A 20,411-nucleotide genomic window follows, 5' to 3' on the forward strand; every position below is an offset into this window, starting at 1 on the left:
TTTTTTGACGTTTTAAGATGGAAGGAAGGCTGGAATCCACTTTTTTCAGGCGGATTTTAGAACAAGATTGTATTTTACAGTTATGGTGTTTCCAGTCTTAATACTGCCCAACATAATAGTAGGGGGCTTCACCTTAAAATCTGTCATTTTTAATTGATAAGAGCCGGAGTAGGTAATGCTTTTATCCGGGTTCATAATACCCGCAGCCGTAAGGATCACCTCTTTCGTTACGCCGGATATGGTCAGTTTGCCCTTTGCCACCAACTCGTAAACCGACCCGTCACCGGCCTTGATACTGGCTGATGGAGCTACAAAACTTATCGAGGCGTACTTGTCCGTTCCCAGCGCCTTATAGGTGTTTTTATCCATGGCTTTGTGCTCGCTTTTAAGACTTTCTGCGGGGACAGAGAAATTAAGGGCGCTTATGCCTGTGGGAATGCCTGAATTATTTACTTCAAACACGGCCGAACAGATCCCTTTGTCCGAAACCATTTCCCAGTCATGTATATTGGAAGTTCCTTCAATGACGAGCTTTACTCCGCCCGCAGATTGATAGGTGGTTTGCCCGGTAACCCTGTTAGAAAAAGCCAGGCAACCCAGCAATACTCCCGTAATTATGAATAAAATTGAATGGTGTGTTGGTAAACGTTTCATTATTTGTCTGTTTTTGAGGTTTGATATTCGCTGAGTGACCGGCAAATGTACCTGTGACCGCTCCTTTATTCTATGACCTGTCAGGGCTGGTGATATGAGTTAAGTCATTCCTGCAGGTGATTAAATACATTCCAAGAACCCAAAAAATAAAAGAATGGTGCCGTTTACTAAGTAAAACATCCCGTTTACGGCTTCCTTAAAAAAGAGGACCCGGAACAAAGTAATTTTATGAGATGGAGTATAATTTTATGATGCTGGAGAATATCCAATTTAAAAAGCAAAAGGAAGAGTAAGTATGGGTAAAACGGATCAAGGAGTGATTGTTGGCTTAATTACAATAATCGTAGCGAATGTAATAGTTCTGGGAATAGGGTATTATACGAAAAAGATGATCACGCTGACTGCTTTTTTAAATTTTCTCACCAGCGGATCGTTTGTTATCTATTGGATAGCCAAACAAATAAAAGTTCAGCAGCATATTTTTGAAACGAGGGAGTTGGTGGTGGTGTTTTTAGAATTCATGGTGGTTGGCTTTAGTCTATATGTAATTGCTGCCAGTAAGCCAATCGGTTGGATTAAGAATATCCAATATGTAATTTGGGGAATTCACCTGGCGGTGTTACTCGGTGGATTGGTTTTTATGTTTACGTTCAAAATGAATAAGTTGATCTAATGAAAGGTAATAGCCTGTTGGATTAATGTCCGATCGGACTATTTTTATGTCTCATTACGCTATTTTGTTCCATCCATTACGGCGAGATTTGCCTTTCATAAATCTTACAGCAATATGGAAAATTTAAAAAGAGCACCCGTTACTACAGGACCACAGGAGGGACAGACTGTGTCCGTGGTTGGGGATACATACCGAATTCTTATGACCGGTAAAGAGACCGGAGGGGCTTATGCCGCCATCGACATGCTCATACCTCCCAATGGCGGCCCGGGTCCCCATGCACATGCGGATTTCCAGGAATCCTTTTATATTATCGATGGCGAGATCGAGGTTAAATCCGAAGAGGGAACCTATATCGCTAAAAAAGGATCATTTGTCAGTATTCCGAAAGGCGGGGTAGTGCATTGTTTTAAAAACAAAACGGATCAGATAACGCATCTTCTTTGTTTGGTTGCTCCTTCCGGTCTGGAAGAATTTTTCCTGGAAATCGGGCAACCTGTCGCCCCCGGATCTTTCCTCGCGCCCCCACCAATGGATGAAGAGGCTATAAAAAAAATACTGCCGGTCGTTGAGAAATTTGGTATGAAACTTTTCCCCCCGGATTATCTGGGATAATAATCAAAGAATAAATAGTATGGATATCCTTTTATCACCCTATGCAAAAGGAAAACTGCAGCTAAAAAATCACCTGGTGATGGCTCCGATGACCCGGAGCAGGGCTACCGGTAATATACCAAATGACCTGATGGCCGAATACTATGGCCAGCGTCAGGGAGCCGGACTGATCATCACCGAAGGTACGGCGCCTTTACCGGAAGGCCTGGGTTATCCGCGTATACCGGGCATATTCTCAGCGGTCCAGGTGGCCGGATGGAAGAAAATAACGGCTGCTGTACACACAAGGGGCAGTAAGATCTTTTTACAATTAATGCATACCGGGCGTATTGGTCACCAGGATAATTTACCTGAAGGGAAGACAATAGTCGGGGTCTCTTCGATCAAAGCGGCCGGCCGGATCTTTACAGATAAAGGAGGGTTGCAGGATCATTCCGGGCCGGTAGCCTTAACGACAGAAGAAGTAAAGGATGTCATCAGGGGGCATATAGTCGCTGCACAGCAGGCGATGGAAGCCGGTTTTGATGGTATCGAACTCCATGGTGCAAACGGGTATCTGATCGAACAGTTCTTAAACCCGAACGTCAATACCCGCACCGACGAATATGGCGGTTCGATAGAAGGACGAGCAGCATTCGCTATAGAATTGGCCGGGGGTATCGCTGCCAGTATAGGAAAGGAAAAGGTAGGTATTCGATTTTCACCCTATAACACCTTTAACGATATGCAGTCTTATCCGGAGGCCGAAGTGTTCGATACCTATCATTATCTGGCCAAAGAAATGGAAAAGATCGGAATCGCCTATCTCCATATTGCCATATCCCCCCAGGTGCCGCAAAAGACATTGGATGCCATCAGGGCCTCCTTTACCGGCACGATTATCCTGTGTAACGGATTTACGCCGGAAACCGCGGAAGCTGCCTTGAATAATGGGGTCGCGGACCTGATTGCTTTTGGCAAGTCCTTTTTAGCCAACCCGGATCTGGATAAACGTATTGCCGGAAAACAAACCCTCAATCAGCCGGATTTTACCACCTTTTATACGCCTGGGGCCAAGGGCTATGTCGATTATCCGAAATGAACTATCTTTTATCCGGGATAAATGACAATTTATGGCAGTAGTATTTGATTTCGAGGCAGGGAAAAAATTCCACTTCCTGTCGGCTTTTACCAAACGGTTTAACAGTAGAGGCACCAAAGACCAGGTATTCCTTCCTGAAATGCTCGGGGAAGGATATATCCGGGAAATTTATCCCGATAATGGCCTTTCCCTGTGCATACATCGTTATACGCTGAGACAGGAGTTTATTCTGAGACGCCATGAATCAGGGGAAACGGATATGCTGACCATTAAGTTCGATGGCCGCAGGATGCCCGGCAAGGAATCCTTTTTTACCAAAGGCAGAGGATATGAAGCAGAATTCGGTACCTGTAATTTTTTTACCGAAGTAAAGATTCCCCCCGGGGAAGAAATCAATTTCCTGGTGATCCTTATTACCCGTCAGTCCTTACTTGATTTATTACAACTTGGAGAAGAAGGTGCTGTAATGGAAAATACGATCAGGGAAAATCCTTCTTTTATACTTCATGAGGCAATGACCAGGGAAATGGAACAAACGCTGAAACAGCTCAGCCAGATCGACGAAACCACAAAGCTGTCTGCCTTACTTTATAAAACCCGTGCACTGGAGTTGATTTATTTTTTGTTTGCCAGGCTTTTTTCACGGAAAGAAGGCGCTTCTTTTTCCGTCAACCAGGAGGATGTAAATAAGATATACCAGGTGCGTGCCATTATGTTGGCAGATCTGAGCGTTCCGCCCCAATTGCCAGATCTGGCCAGGAATATAGGAATGAGCTCGACCAAGATGAAACAACTTTTTCGTCAAATTTTTGGAGACAGTATTTACAATTATTTCCAGGTGGAAAGAATGAAGGTGGCCGCGCAGCTCTTAAGGGAATTCTCCGTATCCCAGGTAGGCTACAGAATTGGTTTCTCCAACCTGAGCCATTTCACCCGGTTATTTGAAAAACACCATCGAATGAAACCCAAACGGTTTAAGGATACCCTGGAGGAAACTTCTTCGAAGATCACGGCAGCCTAGCGGAAACTATTTTCTTATTTCAGGAAATTGGGAAATGCGCAAAATAGTGCAGCCATAGGGAACAAGGGTTATTTCCTCCGGCTGGGCCGTATCCAAACCATCGATGATGCTATATGGCAAGGGGCCCGCCATTTCGTTGTACAAGGTCCAGGAAGGTATTCGTTGGCCATGGGTTTTTATAGAGATAGGTACATGTTGAAGATTCCAGGGGAAATTGGAAGACAGTGCCGTCTTTTCCACTTTATATTGTTCTTCCAGTTTGTCGTCGGGAGTTTCCATCAATCCGAAGTTCCATGGAGAAGAAGAATGGATCTCATCATAATAACCACCGTAAACAGACGAATCGCTGGTATTCTTTATTCTATGGACTTCTTCGTTCATCTTAAGGGCATAGGTAAGAGGACCGCGTTCAACAGACAGGGAATGCTCATGCCAGGTATTTTTGAAAATATGCATGGGTAAATTCAGCTCCACGATATCTCCTGTCTTCCATTCCCGTTCAATTTTTATGATCTGATCCCCTTGGTACTCCTTCCATAATTTCCCATTGATTTTGACAGACCCGTTGTTGCACCATGCCGGAATGCGCAGATGGAAGGGAAAGGAGATCGGCTTGATTTGTTTGGCCAGGCTCAGGGTAAAGAGGATCGTTTCATCAAATGGATAATTGGTTTCCTCTGTAAAATGTATCCCGGTGCCATTTCCCAAGGTGGTTTGCACTTCACTGGGAGAGTAGACCAATGCTGCAATGCCCTTGTCTGCGGTCCTGTACCAGAGGTTCTGTGTAAATTTTGGCCAGCCCTGGTGCATATTGGAAGTGCAGCAGGGATACCCGGTCAACAAGCCAAAACAAAGATCGGTCCCGCCGTGGTTCTGATCGAAATTGCGTACATGCCTGGTCGCACTGACCTGGTTGGCCTGCTGATAGTACTGATGTTCCAGGAAATCGTCTGAAATCTGGGCAGGGAGCGCATTAAAGGCCAGTTTTTCCAGATGATCGGCATATCCGCTCCTGCCGGTAATCGCCAGCATGTTTTCCAGGGAGAACATCATTTCTACCGCACTGCATAATTCGGACCCTTGTGTCGGATCGTTGCCATGCAAGGCCTCATCCCCTCCATAGAGGCCGTGGGCCATCCCATCATATTTGCGGATGTCGCTAAACCCTTTTTCGGTGGCTGTTAAAAATCTATTGTCGCGGTGATGCTGGTAATAAATTATTGGCTCCTTCATTCCCTGCGCCAGGTTGACACAATGAATGCTTCCCAAAGTGGAGAGCAGATCCGTATCCAGAAAGGCATGGGTAAAATCAAAGGTTTGTTGGTGTAATAATTCTCCAAGATCCAGCAGGAATTTATCGCCTGTGATGTTATACAACCAGTAAACCACCATCAGGTTATCTCCGCCCCGGTAACGGGCCCAGAAAGTCCAGTGATCCAGCGGTTTTAAGGGGAGTTCTTTTAACTGGTACTTAAAATAATGGGTCATCAGGCTGATCACTCTGGGATCCCCGGTTGCGGAATAATATTGCTGAAGCACTTTGAGCATGACCATTTTCGGCCACCAGTCGCGGCTGTTATCCCGCTGTATTCCAGGTTCATCAGGATAATCCCGGGAAGGCCCAAAATAACCGTCCGGCTGCTGGCTTTTTATAGCCCATTCGATCCAGGGTTGGGTTTTGGCAATCAGTTCCTTGTCCTGAAGGATATAAGCAAGCGGTAAAAGACCATCAATCCAATAGGGGCCACGTTCCCATTGGTCTCCATCACCGCCCAGCCAACCGTTCCGTTGGTTCATGACAAGCGGATAGAGTTTGTCCAGGTTACCTGTTGCCCCATTTTTTTGACGGATCAGCATTTCTTGTAACCAGCCTTTTGGTTTTATTGCTCCCAGGGGTAATTCCAGGTAGTGATTCTGCCCCCTGGAATTAAATCCGAAACAGGTTTGCATACAGACCATTATAAGCAGGAAAATATAGTTTGGTTTCATTCAGGGATTATTTTCATGCAAGATGAGCATTATTGTTTAATTTGATTTCCATGAAATTTACAAACGTCTGGAAACAGGGGAGATATTTCGTTTTTAGTTTAATCTGCCTGGGTGGCTTGTTATGCTCCTTCTACAGGACAATGCCGGGAATAAACCCTCCGCTTAAGGAAGAATCGCCAAAGATCGTAAACATCGTAAATTTTATTCGTTTACTCGAACCGAGAGATACGGCTATTACCGAAGAGGTCCTATTCCAGACTGTTGTTAAACAGATCGCCATTATGAAAAAGTATAAGCTTGGCGGGACTTTTTTATTGCAATACGATGCCTTGCTTGACCCAAGGTATCAGCAACTTTTGAAAAGTCTTCCAAAGGAAGCCTTTGAAATCGGTGCCTGGTGGGAGATTCCTCAGCCGCTTGTAGAAAAGGCCGGTTTAAAATGGCGGGGAAAGTATCCATGGGATTGGCGGGCAAATATTGGTTTCTCCACAGGGTATACGCATAAGGAACGCGAAAAGTTAATCGATGTTTATATGGATGACTTTAAAAAGATTTTTGGATACTACCCTAAATCTGTGGGCTCCTGGTTTATCGATGCGTATAGTTTGAATTACATGTATGAAAAATATAAGATTGTTGCTTCAAGCAATTGCAAAGATCAATATGGAACAGATGGGTATACCTTATGGGGCGGATACTGGAACCAGGCTTATTATCCGAGCAAAATTAATTCCTACATGCCTGCTCAACATGAACAGAACCAAATTCCGGTGCCAATTTTCAGAATGCTTGGGAGCGACCCGGTCAGGCAGTATGACAATGGTTTAGGGACCACAAGGCAAGGCGTAGTTACCCTTGAACCGGTATATAAATTCGGAGGCGGTGATTCGGCATGGGTCAATTGGTTCTTTGCGTCATTTACCCGTGATCAATCCATTGGTTTCAACTACACCCAGGCAGGACAGGAAAATTCGTTTACCTGGGACGCTATGGCCAAAGGCTTTGAAATACAGATGCCATTGATTGCCCGTTTACGGGATGAAAACAAGATCAGGGTGGAAACAATGGAGACATCGGGCCGTTGGTTCAGGGAAAATTATAAAGTCACGCCAGCGACCTCATTTTCCGTTGATAAAGATATCGATGGCAGTGATCTCCGGACAGTATGGTTTAACAGCCGGTATTACCGAATAAATATGCTTTGGGAAAACGGGACCTTAAGAATACGCGATATACATTTGTTCAACGAAAATCTCCCTTCTGTTTATGAAACACAGGCTGCAACATCCAATGAATGTTCCTTTTTCACCTTACCTTTCGTGGATGGATACCTTTGGAGCAAACCCAGCCAAATTGCAGGCCTGCGCTTAAAAACAATCCTTGACGGCAAAGTAGTTGCCCTGGAAGGCAGGGATCCTGTGTTTACAAAAACGGGAAGCTCTTCGATGCATATTTCCTGGCCATTAAAAATGAGGGATGGAAGCTTTGAAATGGATATAAGTGAGCGAGAGATTAACATACAATTAGTGAGTACGAATGCCATAAACTGGTTTTTTGATCTGAATACCACCGAAAAAAGCAAGCTGCCATTCGATCAGGTAAATGCTAAAAGCGTGGAATGCAGTTTTGAACATATGAAGTATCAGGTTAAGGCGGAGAAAGGATTTTTTTCAAAACCGGATAACGGTTCAGTATGGAGAGTAAGCCCGGATTCAAATACTTTACGATTAATTTTCGCAGACTAAACCAATTTTCATGATAACGAGAACCCTCATGATAACGAGAGCCCGCATGATAACGAGAACCCGCTTGATAAGGAGAGCCCGCTTGCTGATACCCCTTTTTTTCGCCATTAGTCTCCTTGAAATAGCAGAGGCCAGTTTTGCACAGGCCATACATATAAAAAACGATCCCCAGGCTAAAACAATAGCTTTCGGAAATGGCAAAATAAAGCTGATTTTTGAGTATGATAAAAAAGCCAATATTTCTCTATTGGAGGTGAACGGACAACGGGTGATTGAAGGAGATGCCGGTGTATATTCACAGATCAGCATACAGGGAACAAATTTTTCTACTTTGCATCTGACTGCTGATCCAATTGTAAAGGTTAAGCAGGATTCGATATTCGTTACCGGGATCATCTATGGAAATAAGGAGCTATCCATTAAGGAAAATTGGACGTTCAGCCTTACCGGTAAAGACATTAAGTTCGATATGGAGCGCACCCTGAATGATCCCCTGGACCGTACTCTGAATCAAGCCCTGTATCGTGCCTTATCCGGATCGGTCACCCTGGATAAAGCGGCATTTCCTGTTTTTAATTTTCAGGATACTGCTTCCTGGGATGGGGCTTACCAGGATTATGGAGGGCTGGCCTGGTTTTACCTTTTTAATAAAAAACTGGACACCTATGGGGTACATAGCCACTCTTCGAGATTCTGGAACAGTAGAACCGACAATGGCCTGACGGTTTCCGTTGAGGCACCGGGGAACCAGGTGGCGATGGATTACAGCCGCACCGCAGCTAATCAATTGGCGTTTACTATCGGGATTTCTCCAAAGGAAATGCTGCCGCGTCTGGATTCCGGCACACAGAGAAGACGATATATTCGTGACGCCACCGCTGTCTGGGCTCCTTTTGCCATGGCTGCCGGCAAAACCAGTCAAAGCATAACCCTTTCCTGGTTCAGTGTTAAAGAACAGTTTGGCAGGGGAAACTTTGTTGGCATAAATGGTGAGCAGGTAAGCTCGGTCTTAAATACGATCGCAAGGATCGGGGTTATCGATAAGGAACATTTTGGAGGCAACAGTTGGCATACTCCTTATGGACCAATTTGTCTGCACGAGCAATATATTGCGCAAATCGGTTTGGCCATAAATGACAGCAATTACTTAAATGGTTATCAGCAATGTCTTGACTTTTATCGTGACAACGCCTTCAAGCCCGATGGAAGAGTATGGGCAAGATGGGCGTACAACGATGAAGACATGATGCCGGGTGAGGCCAATGCCAAGGGTTTTTATGAAGCGCAATGGGGCTATTTACTGGATGCCAATCCGGACCTGGTCACCAATGTAGCGGAGTTATACGATCAGACCGGGAATATAGATTGGGTACGAACACACCAGCTATCCTGTGAAAAGGCTTTGGACTGGATCTTAAAAAGAGACGGTAATAATAATGGGTTGGTAGAAATGATAACCGACAGCCATCTGCAGAAAAGGGGCAGCGATTGGCTGGATATTATCTGGGCCTCCTATGAAAATGCCTTTGTAAACGCCAAGCTCTATCATGCTCTTGTTTTATGGGCAGCTATCGAAGGCCGGTTGGGAAACAGGGAAAAAGAAAAAGAATACCTTGTCTTCGCCCAAAAATTAAAAACCAGTTTTAACAGGACGGTCAGGGATGGCGGTTTTTGGGACGATGAAACAAAGTGTTATATACATTGGAGAGATAAGGACGGTTCTGCTCATGGTAATAATATGGTTACGCCGGTGAATTTCATGGCCATTGCCTATGGCATTTGCGAGGATGATTCCCGAAGAAAAACAATATTGGATAAGATCGAGACCCAAATGCAAAATGAGAAGCTTTTCTTTTGGCCGGTATGTATGAATAGTTATCGTGCCGGAGAGGGAAATGACTGGCAATTCCCTTTTCCCAATTATGAGAACGGCGATCTGTTTTTATCCTGGGGTGCCGTGGGCGTAAAAGCGTATGCGGACTACAAACCCGAATTGGCCGTAAAATATGTAAAAAATGTTTTAGCGCAGTATGCAAAAGACGGGCTGGCCTTTCAGCGATACGGCCGGGTAAAACAAGATGGCCTGGGAGATGATATCCTGTCAGGGAACAGCCTTTCGGTAGTTGGACTATACCAGGCTGTTTATGGCATCAATCCGCTCTATAACCGGTTCTATCTAAACCCTCATATCACCCCGGAATTAGCGGGCACCCGAATAAACTATACCTTCCGGGGGAGAAAATTAACGATCAGTCTGGATATGGATAAGTATAGGGTATCCGATAACCGGTTTACGATTATTTCCAAAACCGATTTTGGTTTTTATAGTTCTGATTCGACGCTGCTGTATTTTCAGGGAAGTAGTGATAAGGCGTCGCTTTCATTGATAACTTCGGATAACAGCCCATTTTCGATGGATGTAAAAGAATGGAGCCTTGGGAAAAAGGTTTGGACCCAATCTTCAAACCAGCATATGGATTTAAGTTACGAGTTATATGACTTAAAACACCATACCGAATATAAAATTTACAGAAATAAAGATTTGTTTATGAAGGCCAGAACTAATGCTGACGGGACTTTGTTATTCCCTTGCAAAGCCCATAAAAAGGTTGATGAAATTCTTATTTCGGAATAGGTAATAATCACGCTAAATAAGTTAAAGTATTTATATTTTATTCATTTTTATAGCTGGTCAATCTTTCCGCACACAGTGTTAATGTGATCCAGTCCATAAAGCAAAGCACTCTCGTCGATACTCATCCATTTCGTATATCATTTACTTTGGCCAGTTCGTTAAAAATGAACGAATGATTATATTGGATTGAAGAAGTACTGTATATTTGTATCATATTATTCCCGGTTGTCCCTGACTTTGTCATACTTCCGGGTTTCGTTTTTTAAAGATATTTGTATTTTCAGATATATATAAATATTTGCCTTCTACATTATAATTAGAGAACAATTCGACTTCTCCGGTTGAATAATCCAAACGATAATGCCAGCCTCTTCTATTGTCGAAAATGAGCTGGCATTTTTAATCTCTGGACGATATTTCCTGCGTCTATTTATCCATCACAATATAAGTAGGACTTTCCCCAACGGTAAGCGTGATCGCGGCATCACCTGTTTGCTCCCATTTCGATTCCGGGGCCTGCCCGTTCGTAGTGGCCATGCCTGCGACACGGGTAGGTTTGCCAGGCAGATCCGTGAGGATTACTTTAACTTCCCTGGGCTGATAGCCTTCTTTTTCCTGCGTTTTGGTTCCTGTTGGAGACCAGGCCACCCAGATCTTATTTTTTTTATCCTCGCCATTTTCGAATTCATAAACGAACAGATCTTTCGCCTCGTTCTTTATTATCCGGTGAAAACGATAATTTCCCAGCGTTTCATACAACTGTTTGACTGCCCAAAAGGACATTTTTGGCTGGAACTTGCGGGTTAATCCGGAGGCAGCATGGAAGGAAGCCTCATCGTTATCATCATAAAAGTATAAATAGGCCCTTTCTACATCCCTTGTGGCAAAGGCAAAATAAGAACGCACCAGGTATTGTGCCTGCTGCAGATCCGTCGCTCCCTGCCAGTTAAGTTTGAGCGCCCAGTCCTTGCGGTCCTTCATGGCTCCGGGTGTACAGGCATCATATCCAAACTCGGTTATCCATACTTTTTTTCCGTTTGCATGCTGATTTCGCCAGGTGATGGATTCGTCGACCACTTTTAAATAGATCAGCGAAGTATCTTCCGGATAGCTGCGGTTCCAGGAGTTCGGAGAGGTGGAAGAGGTAGGGAGGGTGGGATAGGTATGTATGTTGATGACATCATACAAAGGCTGGATATCCTTGTCTGCATATATGCTGCTGAGGCCCTGGGAATAATCGTCGGCTGCACGGGCCTGGACGGCAGGAGTAAGAATAAGCGCCTTTGGGTCTCCTGCACGGATACCACCGGCCATTTGTTTGAAGATTGTTCTGTACAGCGCGGAATCCACCCGTTTTCCGGGCTCATTATCGATCTCGAACGAAGTTGCCAGTTTTTCAGCACCGGAAGGCCCGAAAAAGCCGGCCATGCTTTTACCGTAATCATAGGTCCATTGTTCCTTTCCCCTCCAACTTTCCATCAGTTTCAGATGGTCCGCGCCAAATTTCCCGAACTGAAGACAGATATCGGTTTCAAATCCATTTTGTTTCCAGGGGCCATATACCTGTGTTTTCCAATTGATATTATTGGAGGTTGCCGGTATGGTAAGCGGATCGCCAAGCGCCTTGACATCCCAATCGATATTGTGATAATTACGTACTAACCGGCAAACCTGTCCATATAATTCCGGTTTGAAACTAAGATGGCCGTTAATACCCATAAAATTTTTGAAAAGGGGCTTATCGCCGGCTACCGTATCTTTAACGGCGGAAGATTTGCCTGGCGTGCAAAAGGGAAAGGTCGTTGTTGCAAGGAGGCCTATACCCAGTAAAAGAGTTTTCACGAGTGTCAAATTTAGAAGGTTAATAATGAGAAGGCGAATGTAAGGGCGAATCTATGCCATATGCATTACGGATAGCTAAAAATAGTATTAAAAATTGCTTAATTTGGCTATAAGTGCGGATTATGTCAATCTGACGTTTTATTTGTAAAAAAAGAACATTTGTAAAAAAACGGTATGATCTATATTATTGGAAAGAGGAACGCCCGGATAGGTAAATATGTCGATAACGAGCAGATTTGTTATCGGTGCAAAGCCTTTGAAAGAGAGATTAAGGTGTACAGGACTTATGTTCATTTTTGTTATATTCCTGTTGTTCCATTTGGCCCAAAACAGATCGATATACGGTGTCTGAATTGCGGAGACAAAACCAATACGGAAAGCCTGGGGAAAAAGTATGAAAAATATGCAAAAACTCCCTTTTACCTGTATTCGGCCTTGTTCCTTATCGTTATAATAGGCGGCTATTGGTTTTATTGGAACAAAAACAATCAGAAACAGAAAATTGCTTTGGTGGCTAACCCTGCGATTGGTGATGTCTATACCCTTACGGAAGAGATAAAAAATGGAACGACCTATTCATTTATGAGAATAAGCGGAATTGAGGGAGACTCGGTGATGACCCTTCACAGCAATCTGGAGTATAGCGGCTTTGTAAGTCATTTAGCTGAGGATGATTATTTTGTAAAAGATGATACAGTGGTCCATAGTAGAAAAGAGCTAAAGAATATGCTTGAGAACGACGAAATATATTCGGTGCAACGCAACTATGAAGAAGGTGATGGTTTTAACCGGGTCAAATAAAGGTCTATAATAAAAAGCCCCTTTTGGTATTGATAACCATACACTTAGGTCAGTTTGCCACTTTTGGCTGGGGATAATTCTGCTATTGCCAGCCAAATCTATGTTTTTTTGCCCGTTTTTGGCTGGGGAAAAGCGATTTATTGCCAGCCAAATCCAGGAGTCAGGCAAAGTTTGACACGGAAAATACGGCTGCTTCCATTCACCCTGGAAGAAACGGCGAGGTATCTGCAAACCCGACACATAAATCTGTTACACTACCACAGAGAGTGCCATGCAGGTGATCGATCGGATCAGTTTCCATCACATGACCACCGTTTGAACAACTTCACTGCTGTGGTGTTACTGCCTGTACACCGGCGGTGGCTGATTATATTTGATGACCATTATTCTTAAACCTATGCGCAAAAGCGGGGCAATAAAAATATTACTGATTCTTCTGGGGATAAACTTTTTGCTGGATATCTATGTCTATCAGGGGCTAAAGACCCTGACCGCAGGATGGAAATCCCGAAACCTGCGGCGGCTGGTTAAATGGGGATACCTGGTTATTTCCGTCGGCGTAACCCTTTTATTTGTTGCCGGGGTCGGCAGTTACCGGACGGCTAAGGGAATGACGCCTTTCCACGAATGGATGCTGAGTTTGTTCCTTACCTTTTTTATTACCAAAGTGTTTTTTGTGCTGATCCTTTTGCTCGGTGATACAGGCAGGTTCTTTTATGGATTGATCAATTTCGCTGGTAGATCAACCGGCAGAACGGGCCATACCGGCGAGCCTTTTTTTCCTGCCCGCCGCAAATTTATCAGCGAGGTCGCTGTGCTGGTGGCCGCCATTCCCTTTTCCGGTTTTTTGTATGCCATGCTAAAAGGTAAGTATGATTACCGGGTACATAAAACAACGCTTTATTTTGAGGACCTTCCCGATGCCTTTGACGGATTTACGATCACCCAGTTATCCGATATTCATTCCGGAAGTTTTGATAATACCGAAGCTGTACAAAGGGGAATCGATCTGGCTAAAGCACAGAACAGCGATCTGTTTGTCTTTACAGGAGACCTGGTCAATAATGCAGCCTGGGAAATAGAGCCCTATATCGATCGGTTCGCTGCCATAAAGGCCCCTTACGGCCAGTTCTCAGTGCTGGGCAATCACGATTATGGCGATTATATTGAATGGGCCAGTGAAAACGAAAAAGCCGATAACCTTGAAAAAGTAAAAGCGCAACATACAAAACTAGGTTACCGTTTGTTGCTCGATGAACAAGCAACATTGGAAAAGAACGGCCAAAAGATCGCACTCATCGGTGTACAAAACTGGGGCAGGGGTTTTATTCAGATCGGTGACCTGGACAAGGCTTTGCAGGGAGTTCCTGAAGATGCTTTTAAAATATGTCTTTCGCATGACCCTACCCATTGGGAAGAAAAAATAAGGTATCACCCTTCGACTATTCATCTGACCTTGTCCGGTCATACGCATGGAGCACAGTTTGGAGTAGAAACAGATACATTCAGATGGAGCCCCGTTAAATACAGATACCTGGATTGGGCAGGTCTGGCCAACGAAAAGGATCGTTACTTGTATGTAAACCGCGGGTTTGGTTTTCTGGCCTTCTCAGGCCGGTTGGGTATCTGGCCGGAAATTACCGTGATAACCCTTAAGAAAAAAGGGTCTTTTTATCATCCGTGAGTTCAATCCAAACCGGACCATGATCGCTCGTTTTTTCCCAACCACGCACATTACTGTCTACACCGGCAGCAAGGAGGCGGTCAGCGAGAAGGGGGCTAAGCAAAAAATGATCTATACGTAAACCTGCGTTGCGGCCATAAGCATTCCGGAAATAATCCCAGAAAGTATAGATGACATCGTCCGGATAAAGTTTGCGGATGGCGTCGGTCCATCCCTGTGCTACCAAATTCTTAAACGCTGAACGGGTTTCCGGACGGAACAAGGCATCATCCACCCAGCGCTCCGGTTTGTATGCATCCAGTTCCGTCGGCATGACATTATAGTCTCCGGTAAGGACTACCGGCTTGCCCGATGCAAAAAGTTCTGCGGCGTGGTCCGTCAAACGCTCGAACCAGCGAAGTTTGTAATCGAATTTCGGCCCCGGAGCCGGATTGCCATTGGGGAGATAGAGACATCCTACAATAATACCGTTAACAGCTGCTTCGATATAACGGCTGTGGCTATCCTCCGGATCACCGGGAAGCCCCCGTCTGATCTCTTCGGGTTTTCCGCTGCGCGCCAGGATAGCTACTCCGTTCCAGCTTTTTTGTCCGTGCCAGATAGCATGATACCCTGCATCAAGTATGGCTTGCTCCGGGAATTTTTCCTGAGGGGCTTTCAGCTCCTGCAGACAAACCACATCGGGAGTTGTTTCTTCGAGCCAGCGGAGTAATACCGGAAGACGCCCGTTGACGCCATTCACGTTATAGGTAGCAATTTTCATGATAATAATCCTGGATTAATTTAGCTGATAAAGCAAAATTAATTTAAAATATGGAGGATAAATCACCTTTTGCCGGATCCATCTTTGATTGTTCCGCTTTGGACTGTTCCGCCACCTGGTTGGCCAGTTTGGCCTGTCTGGCTTGCTCAGCCTGTTCAAAATAATAGGCAGTCGCTATAAATCTTTTTACATGTAGCCTGGTTTCTTCCGGGAGATATCGCTGGATAGCCCAGAAACTTTTACTGTGTGCCTTCTGAATAGCCCTGTTCACCGGGACAGGACCGCTGTTATAGGCGGCGAGAACCAGTAGCCAGTCACCATAAGTGTTATGCAGATCTCTCAGGTATTTTGCGGCAGCCCTGGTACTTTTATAATAATTAAGACGATCATCCGATCTGCGGGTTGTTTTCAAACCAAGCGCATGCGCCGTACCGGCCATTAATTGCCAGGGGCCTTTGGCGCCAACCCGCGAAGTGGCCGAAGTCTTGAGTTCGGATTCAATAACGGCCAGGTATTTTAATTCCTGTGGCAGATGATAACGATCGAATACGGAATCGATGATAAAAAATGGCACTTCACTTCTTTGTTTGATGGAAAGAAGGCTTTCATCATTATTTTTTATATAGGCATTGATGAATTTCATGCCCGGTTTGCCTGGAAGATAAAAGACGATCTTTTTCTTTTTTGTGGCAGATAACCTGGCTTTTTCGGCCGTATAATACGAGTTGTTTTTCCCGGCCTCGAAGGATGGCTGAACGGGATTTGCCTCCGTAGGCATAGCGATAATAAACAAAAGGCTGCAAAAATAAATGGGTACTTGTGTCTTAAACATCGTTTTCAATTAAGGTAAAACAATGCCTGCCCAGGGTTGGATTGATTCAGTAAAATGGTAGTATAGAATATTGGTGGAGTCCGGTAGTCTTCTGTGGGTAGGTTAATGTGGTTTTTTCATTTACAGAAGACCGTTACCGCGAATGCAAATATACCTACCGAAGTTGGGACCTCATAGGGGATTCTACGTAGGAAAAATACGATGGTATTGGCCAAAGAATAGCTAAGCTATTGATTGTTAATAGAAATAGTGTCGGGACTGTTAGGGTCAAGGGGAAATAATTCAGTATTTTTCGTCTCCTTAAGCGTGGTGACCAGAAAATACAGACAGGTTCCTACCCAACCCAGCCAGAAGAGATAAAAGCCGAGATGAAATCTTTCTTTTAGCAGGCGGTGCGTATAGGTATGCAGAAAATCCTGGAAAGTAACGCATAAACCCAGTACGCCCAGCAATAACAAAATGGAGGTAACAAGGGTGGTTATTTTTTTGACGTTTTTCTTTTGAACGATATACAGAATAATAATAATGGTTACCTGTATGCCAAATAATAACAAAAAGGTCTTCCATCCCGAACGTAATAATCTGTATTCTTTATGTACCGTCGCTATCCCGATCCTGCCAATAACCGATATTTTTGAAATGAGGTATGCTTCCAGTAAACTTAAAAGCCCCTGGCAAAGCACCAGCAGGGGAAGCAGGGATCCGGATCGTTGCCGGATCCGGGTCTTAAGGTTGTCTGTTTGGGGTTGGGTTGTCACGAGTGTATTTGATTGATCTTGATGGATCGGATAGTTGTCCGAAGATAATTATTAAATTTATAGAAATACAAACATATTGACAATGGATAGCCCCGAAATCCTATACCGATCCGATATCATTCCGCAGGCAATGGAAGTTATTGCCCTTTTTAAGGAGACAGGAATGCCGAGACCTGTTGATGATGAAGGACGGATCGCCAAAATGCTCGAAAAGGCAGATATTATTGTGACGGCCTGGGTTGGTCCTCGTCTGATCGGCCTTTCGCGTGCATTGACAGACTTTTCCTGGTGTTGTTACCTGTCCGATCTTGCCGTCAGCAAGGACTACCAGAAGGGAGGTGTAGGCAGGCAATTGATTGCAGCAACCAAGGAACTGGCGGGTGAGCAGTCGATGCTCCTGTTATTATCTGTGCCGGAAGCCATGAACTATTACCCCAAAATAGGTTTCGAAAAACAAGAAAACAGCTTTTTACTCAGCCGGACAAAATAATTCCTTATTTAAGCATTCCCCGTAACTCAAGCATATTTTGCTCGGCTCTGTCCAGGTTTATCAGGCCGCGGTGCGGCCTGTCCAAATCCAGAATAGTGAACACAGTGATGGCGATCATTACTGAAAAACCCGATGCCACTATCCAATCCAATTTTCTTTTGCTGCCATATCCTACAATAAAAGAAGAGGTAAGACATAACAAAAACAACAGATCGAGTATCAATCCGGGCATGGTTGTTTCGCGGGACGCCTTGCGTGTGGTCACGGCATCGATCATATCATTAAGAGAGCTTACCATCATGGAGCCCCGGTTCCTGACGGTTGCGTTTTCGCTTTTGGCGGCAACGACAGCTATCTTCCAAAGACTGTCTGCATGTAATCCGGTCTGTTCTGCAGCCAGGCTGTTTTTCTCCGGATCGATTCCTGCATCGTATTGCGCAATCCTCGCCTCGACATAATTTTTAAAATGGCTGCGTAACTCCACTCTTTCGCTATCCGGAAAAAGGTCGGCACGTAAAATAGCTGTACCGATTGCGTTTGCCTCCTGTATCATTACCTGAAACCGGCTATCATGCCGCGAACTGGACATACCGAAGGTAAATGACAATAACAAGGCCAGCAGCCCAAGCAAGGAACCCTCAATGGCTCCAAAGCCTTCATCGGATTGGCCGGGATTTTTTGCTGCCTTTTTGGCCTTAATACGGAACCCGAGATAATAGAGTATAACCATGGCCAGGATCAGGCAAATACTGATGATAAAAGACGAAGTGTTGTACAAAAAAGATTGGTCCATAATTTATTATTGTTAGCCTATCCCCAAAGGTATAGGTTTCTGTCATTGATATACCCACCGGGTTTGCACAGGAGTCGAAGGTGTCAGAGCGATTTATTTTTGAACCGCCTTATGGAATCTTTCTGTTTCCTGCATCAAACAGGAAATTACAGATCATGGCTGCTCCCCTTACACTTACCATTAAATCTCCCTGCCACGAAGACTGGGCCAATATGCAAACAAACGGCACAGGTCGGCATTGCGCTGCCTGTCAAAAAGTTGTCGTGGATTTTACCTCGATGACTGATGCGGAAATTATCCATCACCTGGCCCTGGCCGGTAAGAATATCTGCGGGCGTTTGGCAAAAGATCAGCTTAACAGGCAGTTGACTCCATTATCTTCCTTATCTCCGCCGAAAAGGAACCAGTTACCGGGTTGGCAATTACTGCTGGCGGGATTTCTGCTAACCGCAGATCCTTCAGAACCTCATGGTCATGCCAGACAGGAGATTGGTGGATTCCTATCATTCCTGAGTATAGATTTTAGAGAGAAGCCAACTATGGGAATGGTAATGATAGATCCTGATCGCGTTTGTAAACCGGTAGATTCAGGAAAGGTGGTGCAAATCCCTGTTGTTAATGATACCAACAAGATTGAGTTCACACAAAATATGGTTGTTGGGGATATAAGTGTGGTGGTTGACGATTCAATTCCCACCCTGGAAAAAATAACCCGTTTGCCAGTACTGGATTCTTTGGATTCCAGCTTAACGCTAAATTTACCGCAGCCTCCAAATTCCCGGCAAACGCTGGATTCCACGCAAACGCCGGACTTTCCCCAAACCCCAAAAACCGATTCAGCAGGCGAGCCCGCGGATGGTCAAGTTTTTAAAGGCTTTGTGGTTGTTGCCCGTAGAAGCCCCAAGGATACGGTGCAACAATTGGTAACCGATACCCTCACTGCATTAAGACTTCTTCCGAAAAAACAATTGAAAGTCTATCCCAATCCTGTACACCGCGGCGGCAGCATTCGGATAGCCTGGCCAACAGAGCCTGGAACCTACCAGGCCGAATTATTCAGTGTCGCAGGAACCCTGATAGAGCGCCGCGTAATGACCATAGGCAGCACTACACAGGTAGATAACTGGGAGATTCCATCAAGTGTGGCAGCTGGCACCTATATTATCCGCGCAACTCTTCCCGGGAAAGAGAAAGTTTATACGCAACAATTGATTGTAGAATGAGAGCATGAGCGGAATCGAACCGCTGTTATATAGTTTTGCAGACTATATCCATAGCCAGCATTGGATTTGTTGAAATTTATCATTTTAAAAAAATGAACTATTTTGAAGGAGTTATTTTGCAAAAGGACGCATAAATATAAATAAAAAAGAACCTGCCATTTATAATATGATAGATATAATCCATCTTCCGGACGATATTTTTCAGGATAAAAAACTTTTATCTGCTTCTATCTTCATCTATGATTATTCGGCACCTGCCATTTCATTCAAAGGGAGAAGTATTTTACAGAAAAACGCCATCAGTCTTGTATTGCAGGGAGAAAAAAAGATGAGTTTCTCCGAAAGGACGGTGAGAGCCAATGGGGAGGAATTTCATTTTCTTTCCTCCGGAAATTGTTTGGTTTCGATGGATCTGAATAAGCAAATCCCATTCAAAAGCATATTGATCTTTTTTGATGATGTCGTTCTGAAAAATTTTTATCTTAAATACAATGACGTTCTCCTTTCGTTAAACCGGTCTGAAAAGAATAAACCTGAATTATACTTGTCCTTTCAAGAGAAAATTTGCAAGGATCTATGGCGCCACTCCTAATAAATGGTTTTTGCAGCGGAGAATGGAAATTGCCGCTCATCTACTAAGGAATGATAATGAAAAACCAAGTGAAGTTTATTTTAAAGTCGGGTATGAAAATCATTCCAGTTTCACCCAATCCTTTAAACAGATTTTTGGAATAACTCCAAAGGAATATCAGTTGCAAAAAAGAAAATCTCCCGAAAAATGAACGTTTAGCAACAGGAATTGAACAAAAACC

19 protein-coding genes are annotated in these 20,411 nt (G+C 44.3%); 12 read left to right on the plus strand and 7 right to left on the minus strand.

Annotation, left to right across the window (positions count from 1 at the left end):
* Positions 1 to 45 precede the first annotated feature (45 nt).
* Complete coding sequence (locus ACX0G9_RS08120) at positions 46 to 654, minus strand: YceI family protein (RefSeq protein WP_459064380.1); 609 nt, start codon at positions 652 to 654, stop codon at positions 46 to 48.
* A 295-nt stretch (positions 655 to 949) separates the two neighbouring features.
* Here ACX0G9_RS08120 and ACX0G9_RS08125 point away from each other — a divergent pair, with 295 nt between their 5' ends.
* From ACX0G9_RS08125 to ACX0G9_RS08140, 4 genes are all read left to right on the plus strand, one after another.
* Positions 950 to 1,327, plus strand: coding sequence for a hypothetical protein (locus ACX0G9_RS08125; RefSeq protein WP_459064381.1), 378 nt, complete (start codon positions 950 to 952; stop codon positions 1,325 to 1,327).
* Positions 1,328 to 1,441: 114 nt separating this feature from the next.
* Entirely contained in the window at positions 1,442 to 1,942 is a 501-nt protein-coding gene (locus ACX0G9_RS08130; RefSeq protein ID WP_459064382.1) for a cupin domain-containing protein, read from the plus strand.
* 19 nt (positions 1,943 to 1,961) lie between these two features.
* Complete coding sequence (locus ACX0G9_RS08135; protein ID WP_459064383.1) at positions 1,962 to 3,023, plus strand: alkene reductase; 1,062 nt, start codon at positions 1,962 to 1,964, stop codon at positions 3,021 to 3,023.
* Between the two features lie 31 nt (positions 3,024 to 3,054).
* A complete protein-coding gene (locus ACX0G9_RS08140; RefSeq protein WP_459064384.1) occupies positions 3,055 to 4,044 on the plus strand; it encodes a helix-turn-helix domain-containing protein in 990 nt (329 codons plus the stop codon).
* A gap of 6 nt (positions 4,045 to 4,050) precedes the next feature.
* Here ACX0G9_RS08140 and ACX0G9_RS08145 read toward each other — a convergent pair whose 3' ends face one another.
* Positions 4,051 to 6,033 (minus strand): beta-L-arabinofuranosidase domain-containing protein, encoded by a 1,983-nt coding sequence (locus ACX0G9_RS08145; protein WP_459064385.1) that lies wholly within the window; start codon positions 6,031 to 6,033, stop codon positions 4,051 to 4,053.
* Positions 6,034 to 6,083: 50 nt separating this feature from the next.
* Between ACX0G9_RS08145 and ACX0G9_RS08150 the strand changes: the two genes are divergently transcribed.
* Together ACX0G9_RS08150 and ACX0G9_RS08155 are read left to right on the plus strand one after the other, a co-directional pair.
* Complete coding sequence (locus tag ACX0G9_RS08150) at positions 6,084 to 7,778, plus strand: hypothetical protein (RefSeq protein ID WP_459064386.1); 1,695 nt, start codon at positions 6,084 to 6,086, stop codon at positions 7,776 to 7,778.
* 10 nt (positions 7,779 to 7,788) lie between these two features.
* On the plus strand, positions 7,789 to 10,413 hold the full coding sequence (locus ACX0G9_RS08155; RefSeq protein ID WP_459064387.1) for a glucosidase family protein: 2,625 nt from the start codon (positions 7,789 to 7,791) through the stop codon (positions 10,411 to 10,413).
* A gap of 426 nt (positions 10,414 to 10,839) precedes the next feature.
* Here ACX0G9_RS08155 and ACX0G9_RS08160 read toward each other — a convergent pair whose 3' ends face one another.
* On the minus strand, positions 10,840 to 12,255 hold the full coding sequence (locus tag ACX0G9_RS08160) for a cellulase family glycosylhydrolase (RefSeq protein WP_459064388.1): 1,416 nt from the start codon (positions 12,253 to 12,255) through the stop codon (positions 10,840 to 10,842).
* A gap of 174 nt (positions 12,256 to 12,429) precedes the next feature.
* Here ACX0G9_RS08160 and ACX0G9_RS08165 point away from each other — a divergent pair, with 174 nt between their 5' ends.
* Together ACX0G9_RS08165 and ACX0G9_RS08170 are read left to right on the plus strand one after the other, a co-directional pair.
* Entirely contained in the window at positions 12,430 to 13,056 is a 627-nt protein-coding gene (locus ACX0G9_RS08165; protein WP_459064389.1) for a zinc ribbon domain-containing protein, read from the plus strand.
* A 376-nt stretch (positions 13,057 to 13,432) separates the two neighbouring features.
* A complete protein-coding gene (locus ACX0G9_RS08170; RefSeq protein WP_459064390.1) occupies positions 13,433 to 14,740 on the plus strand; it encodes a metallophosphoesterase in 1,308 nt (435 codons plus the stop codon).
* On the opposite strand, the gene xth is transcribed toward ACX0G9_RS08170, so the two are convergent.
* From xth to ACX0G9_RS08185, 3 genes are all read right to left on the minus strand, one after another.
* Entirely contained in the window at positions 14,709 to 15,503 is a 795-nt protein-coding gene (xth, locus tag ACX0G9_RS08175; protein ID WP_459064391.1) for an exodeoxyribonuclease III, read from the minus strand. The two genes, ACX0G9_RS08170 and xth, sit on opposite strands and share 32 nt — an antisense overlap.
* A gap of 43 nt (positions 15,504 to 15,546) precedes the next feature.
* Positions 15,547 to 16,335 carry a lytic transglycosylase domain-containing protein gene (locus tag ACX0G9_RS08180; RefSeq protein WP_459064392.1) on the minus strand — a complete coding sequence of 263 codons (789 nt, stop codon included), beginning with the start codon at positions 16,333 to 16,335 and terminating at the stop codon, positions 15,547 to 15,549.
* A gap of 227 nt (positions 16,336 to 16,562) precedes the next feature.
* A complete protein-coding gene (locus ACX0G9_RS08185; RefSeq protein WP_459064393.1) occupies positions 16,563 to 17,093 on the minus strand; it encodes a hypothetical protein in 531 nt (176 codons plus the stop codon).
* Positions 17,094 to 17,175: 82 nt separating this feature from the next.
* Between ACX0G9_RS08185 and ACX0G9_RS08190 the strand changes: the two genes are divergently transcribed.
* The gene (locus tag ACX0G9_RS08190; RefSeq protein WP_459064394.1) at positions 17,176 to 17,583 is read left to right on the plus strand and encodes a GNAT family N-acetyltransferase; all 408 of its coding nucleotides are present in this window, start codon (positions 17,176 to 17,178) and stop codon (positions 17,581 to 17,583) included.
* 4 nt (positions 17,584 to 17,587) lie between these two features.
* Here ACX0G9_RS08190 and ACX0G9_RS08195 read toward each other — a convergent pair whose 3' ends face one another.
* Positions 17,588 to 18,376, minus strand: coding sequence for a bestrophin-like domain (locus ACX0G9_RS08195; RefSeq protein WP_459064395.1), 789 nt, complete (start codon positions 18,374 to 18,376; stop codon positions 17,588 to 17,590).
* Positions 18,377 to 18,531: 155 nt separating this feature from the next.
* On the opposite strand from ACX0G9_RS08195, the gene ACX0G9_RS08200 reads away from it, so the two are divergent.
* From ACX0G9_RS08200 to ACX0G9_RS08210, 3 genes are all read left to right on the plus strand, one after another.
* Positions 18,532 to 19,599 carry a T9SS type A sorting domain-containing protein gene (locus ACX0G9_RS08200; protein ID WP_459064396.1) on the plus strand — a complete coding sequence of 356 codons (1,068 nt, stop codon included), beginning with the start codon at positions 18,532 to 18,534 and terminating at the stop codon, positions 19,597 to 19,599.
* Positions 19,600 to 19,765: 166 nt separating this feature from the next.
* Positions 19,766 to 20,191, plus strand: coding sequence for a hypothetical protein (locus ACX0G9_RS08205; protein WP_459064397.1), 426 nt, complete (start codon positions 19,766 to 19,768; stop codon positions 20,189 to 20,191).
* Between the two features lie 10 nt (positions 20,192 to 20,201).
* The gene (locus tag ACX0G9_RS08210) at positions 20,202 to 20,381 is read left to right on the plus strand and encodes a helix-turn-helix domain-containing protein (protein WP_459064398.1); all 180 of its coding nucleotides are present in this window, start codon (positions 20,202 to 20,204) and stop codon (positions 20,379 to 20,381) included.
* The last annotated feature ends 30 nt before the right edge of the window (positions 20,382 to 20,411 follow it).

The organism is Flavitalea flava, from assembly GCF_054461575.1.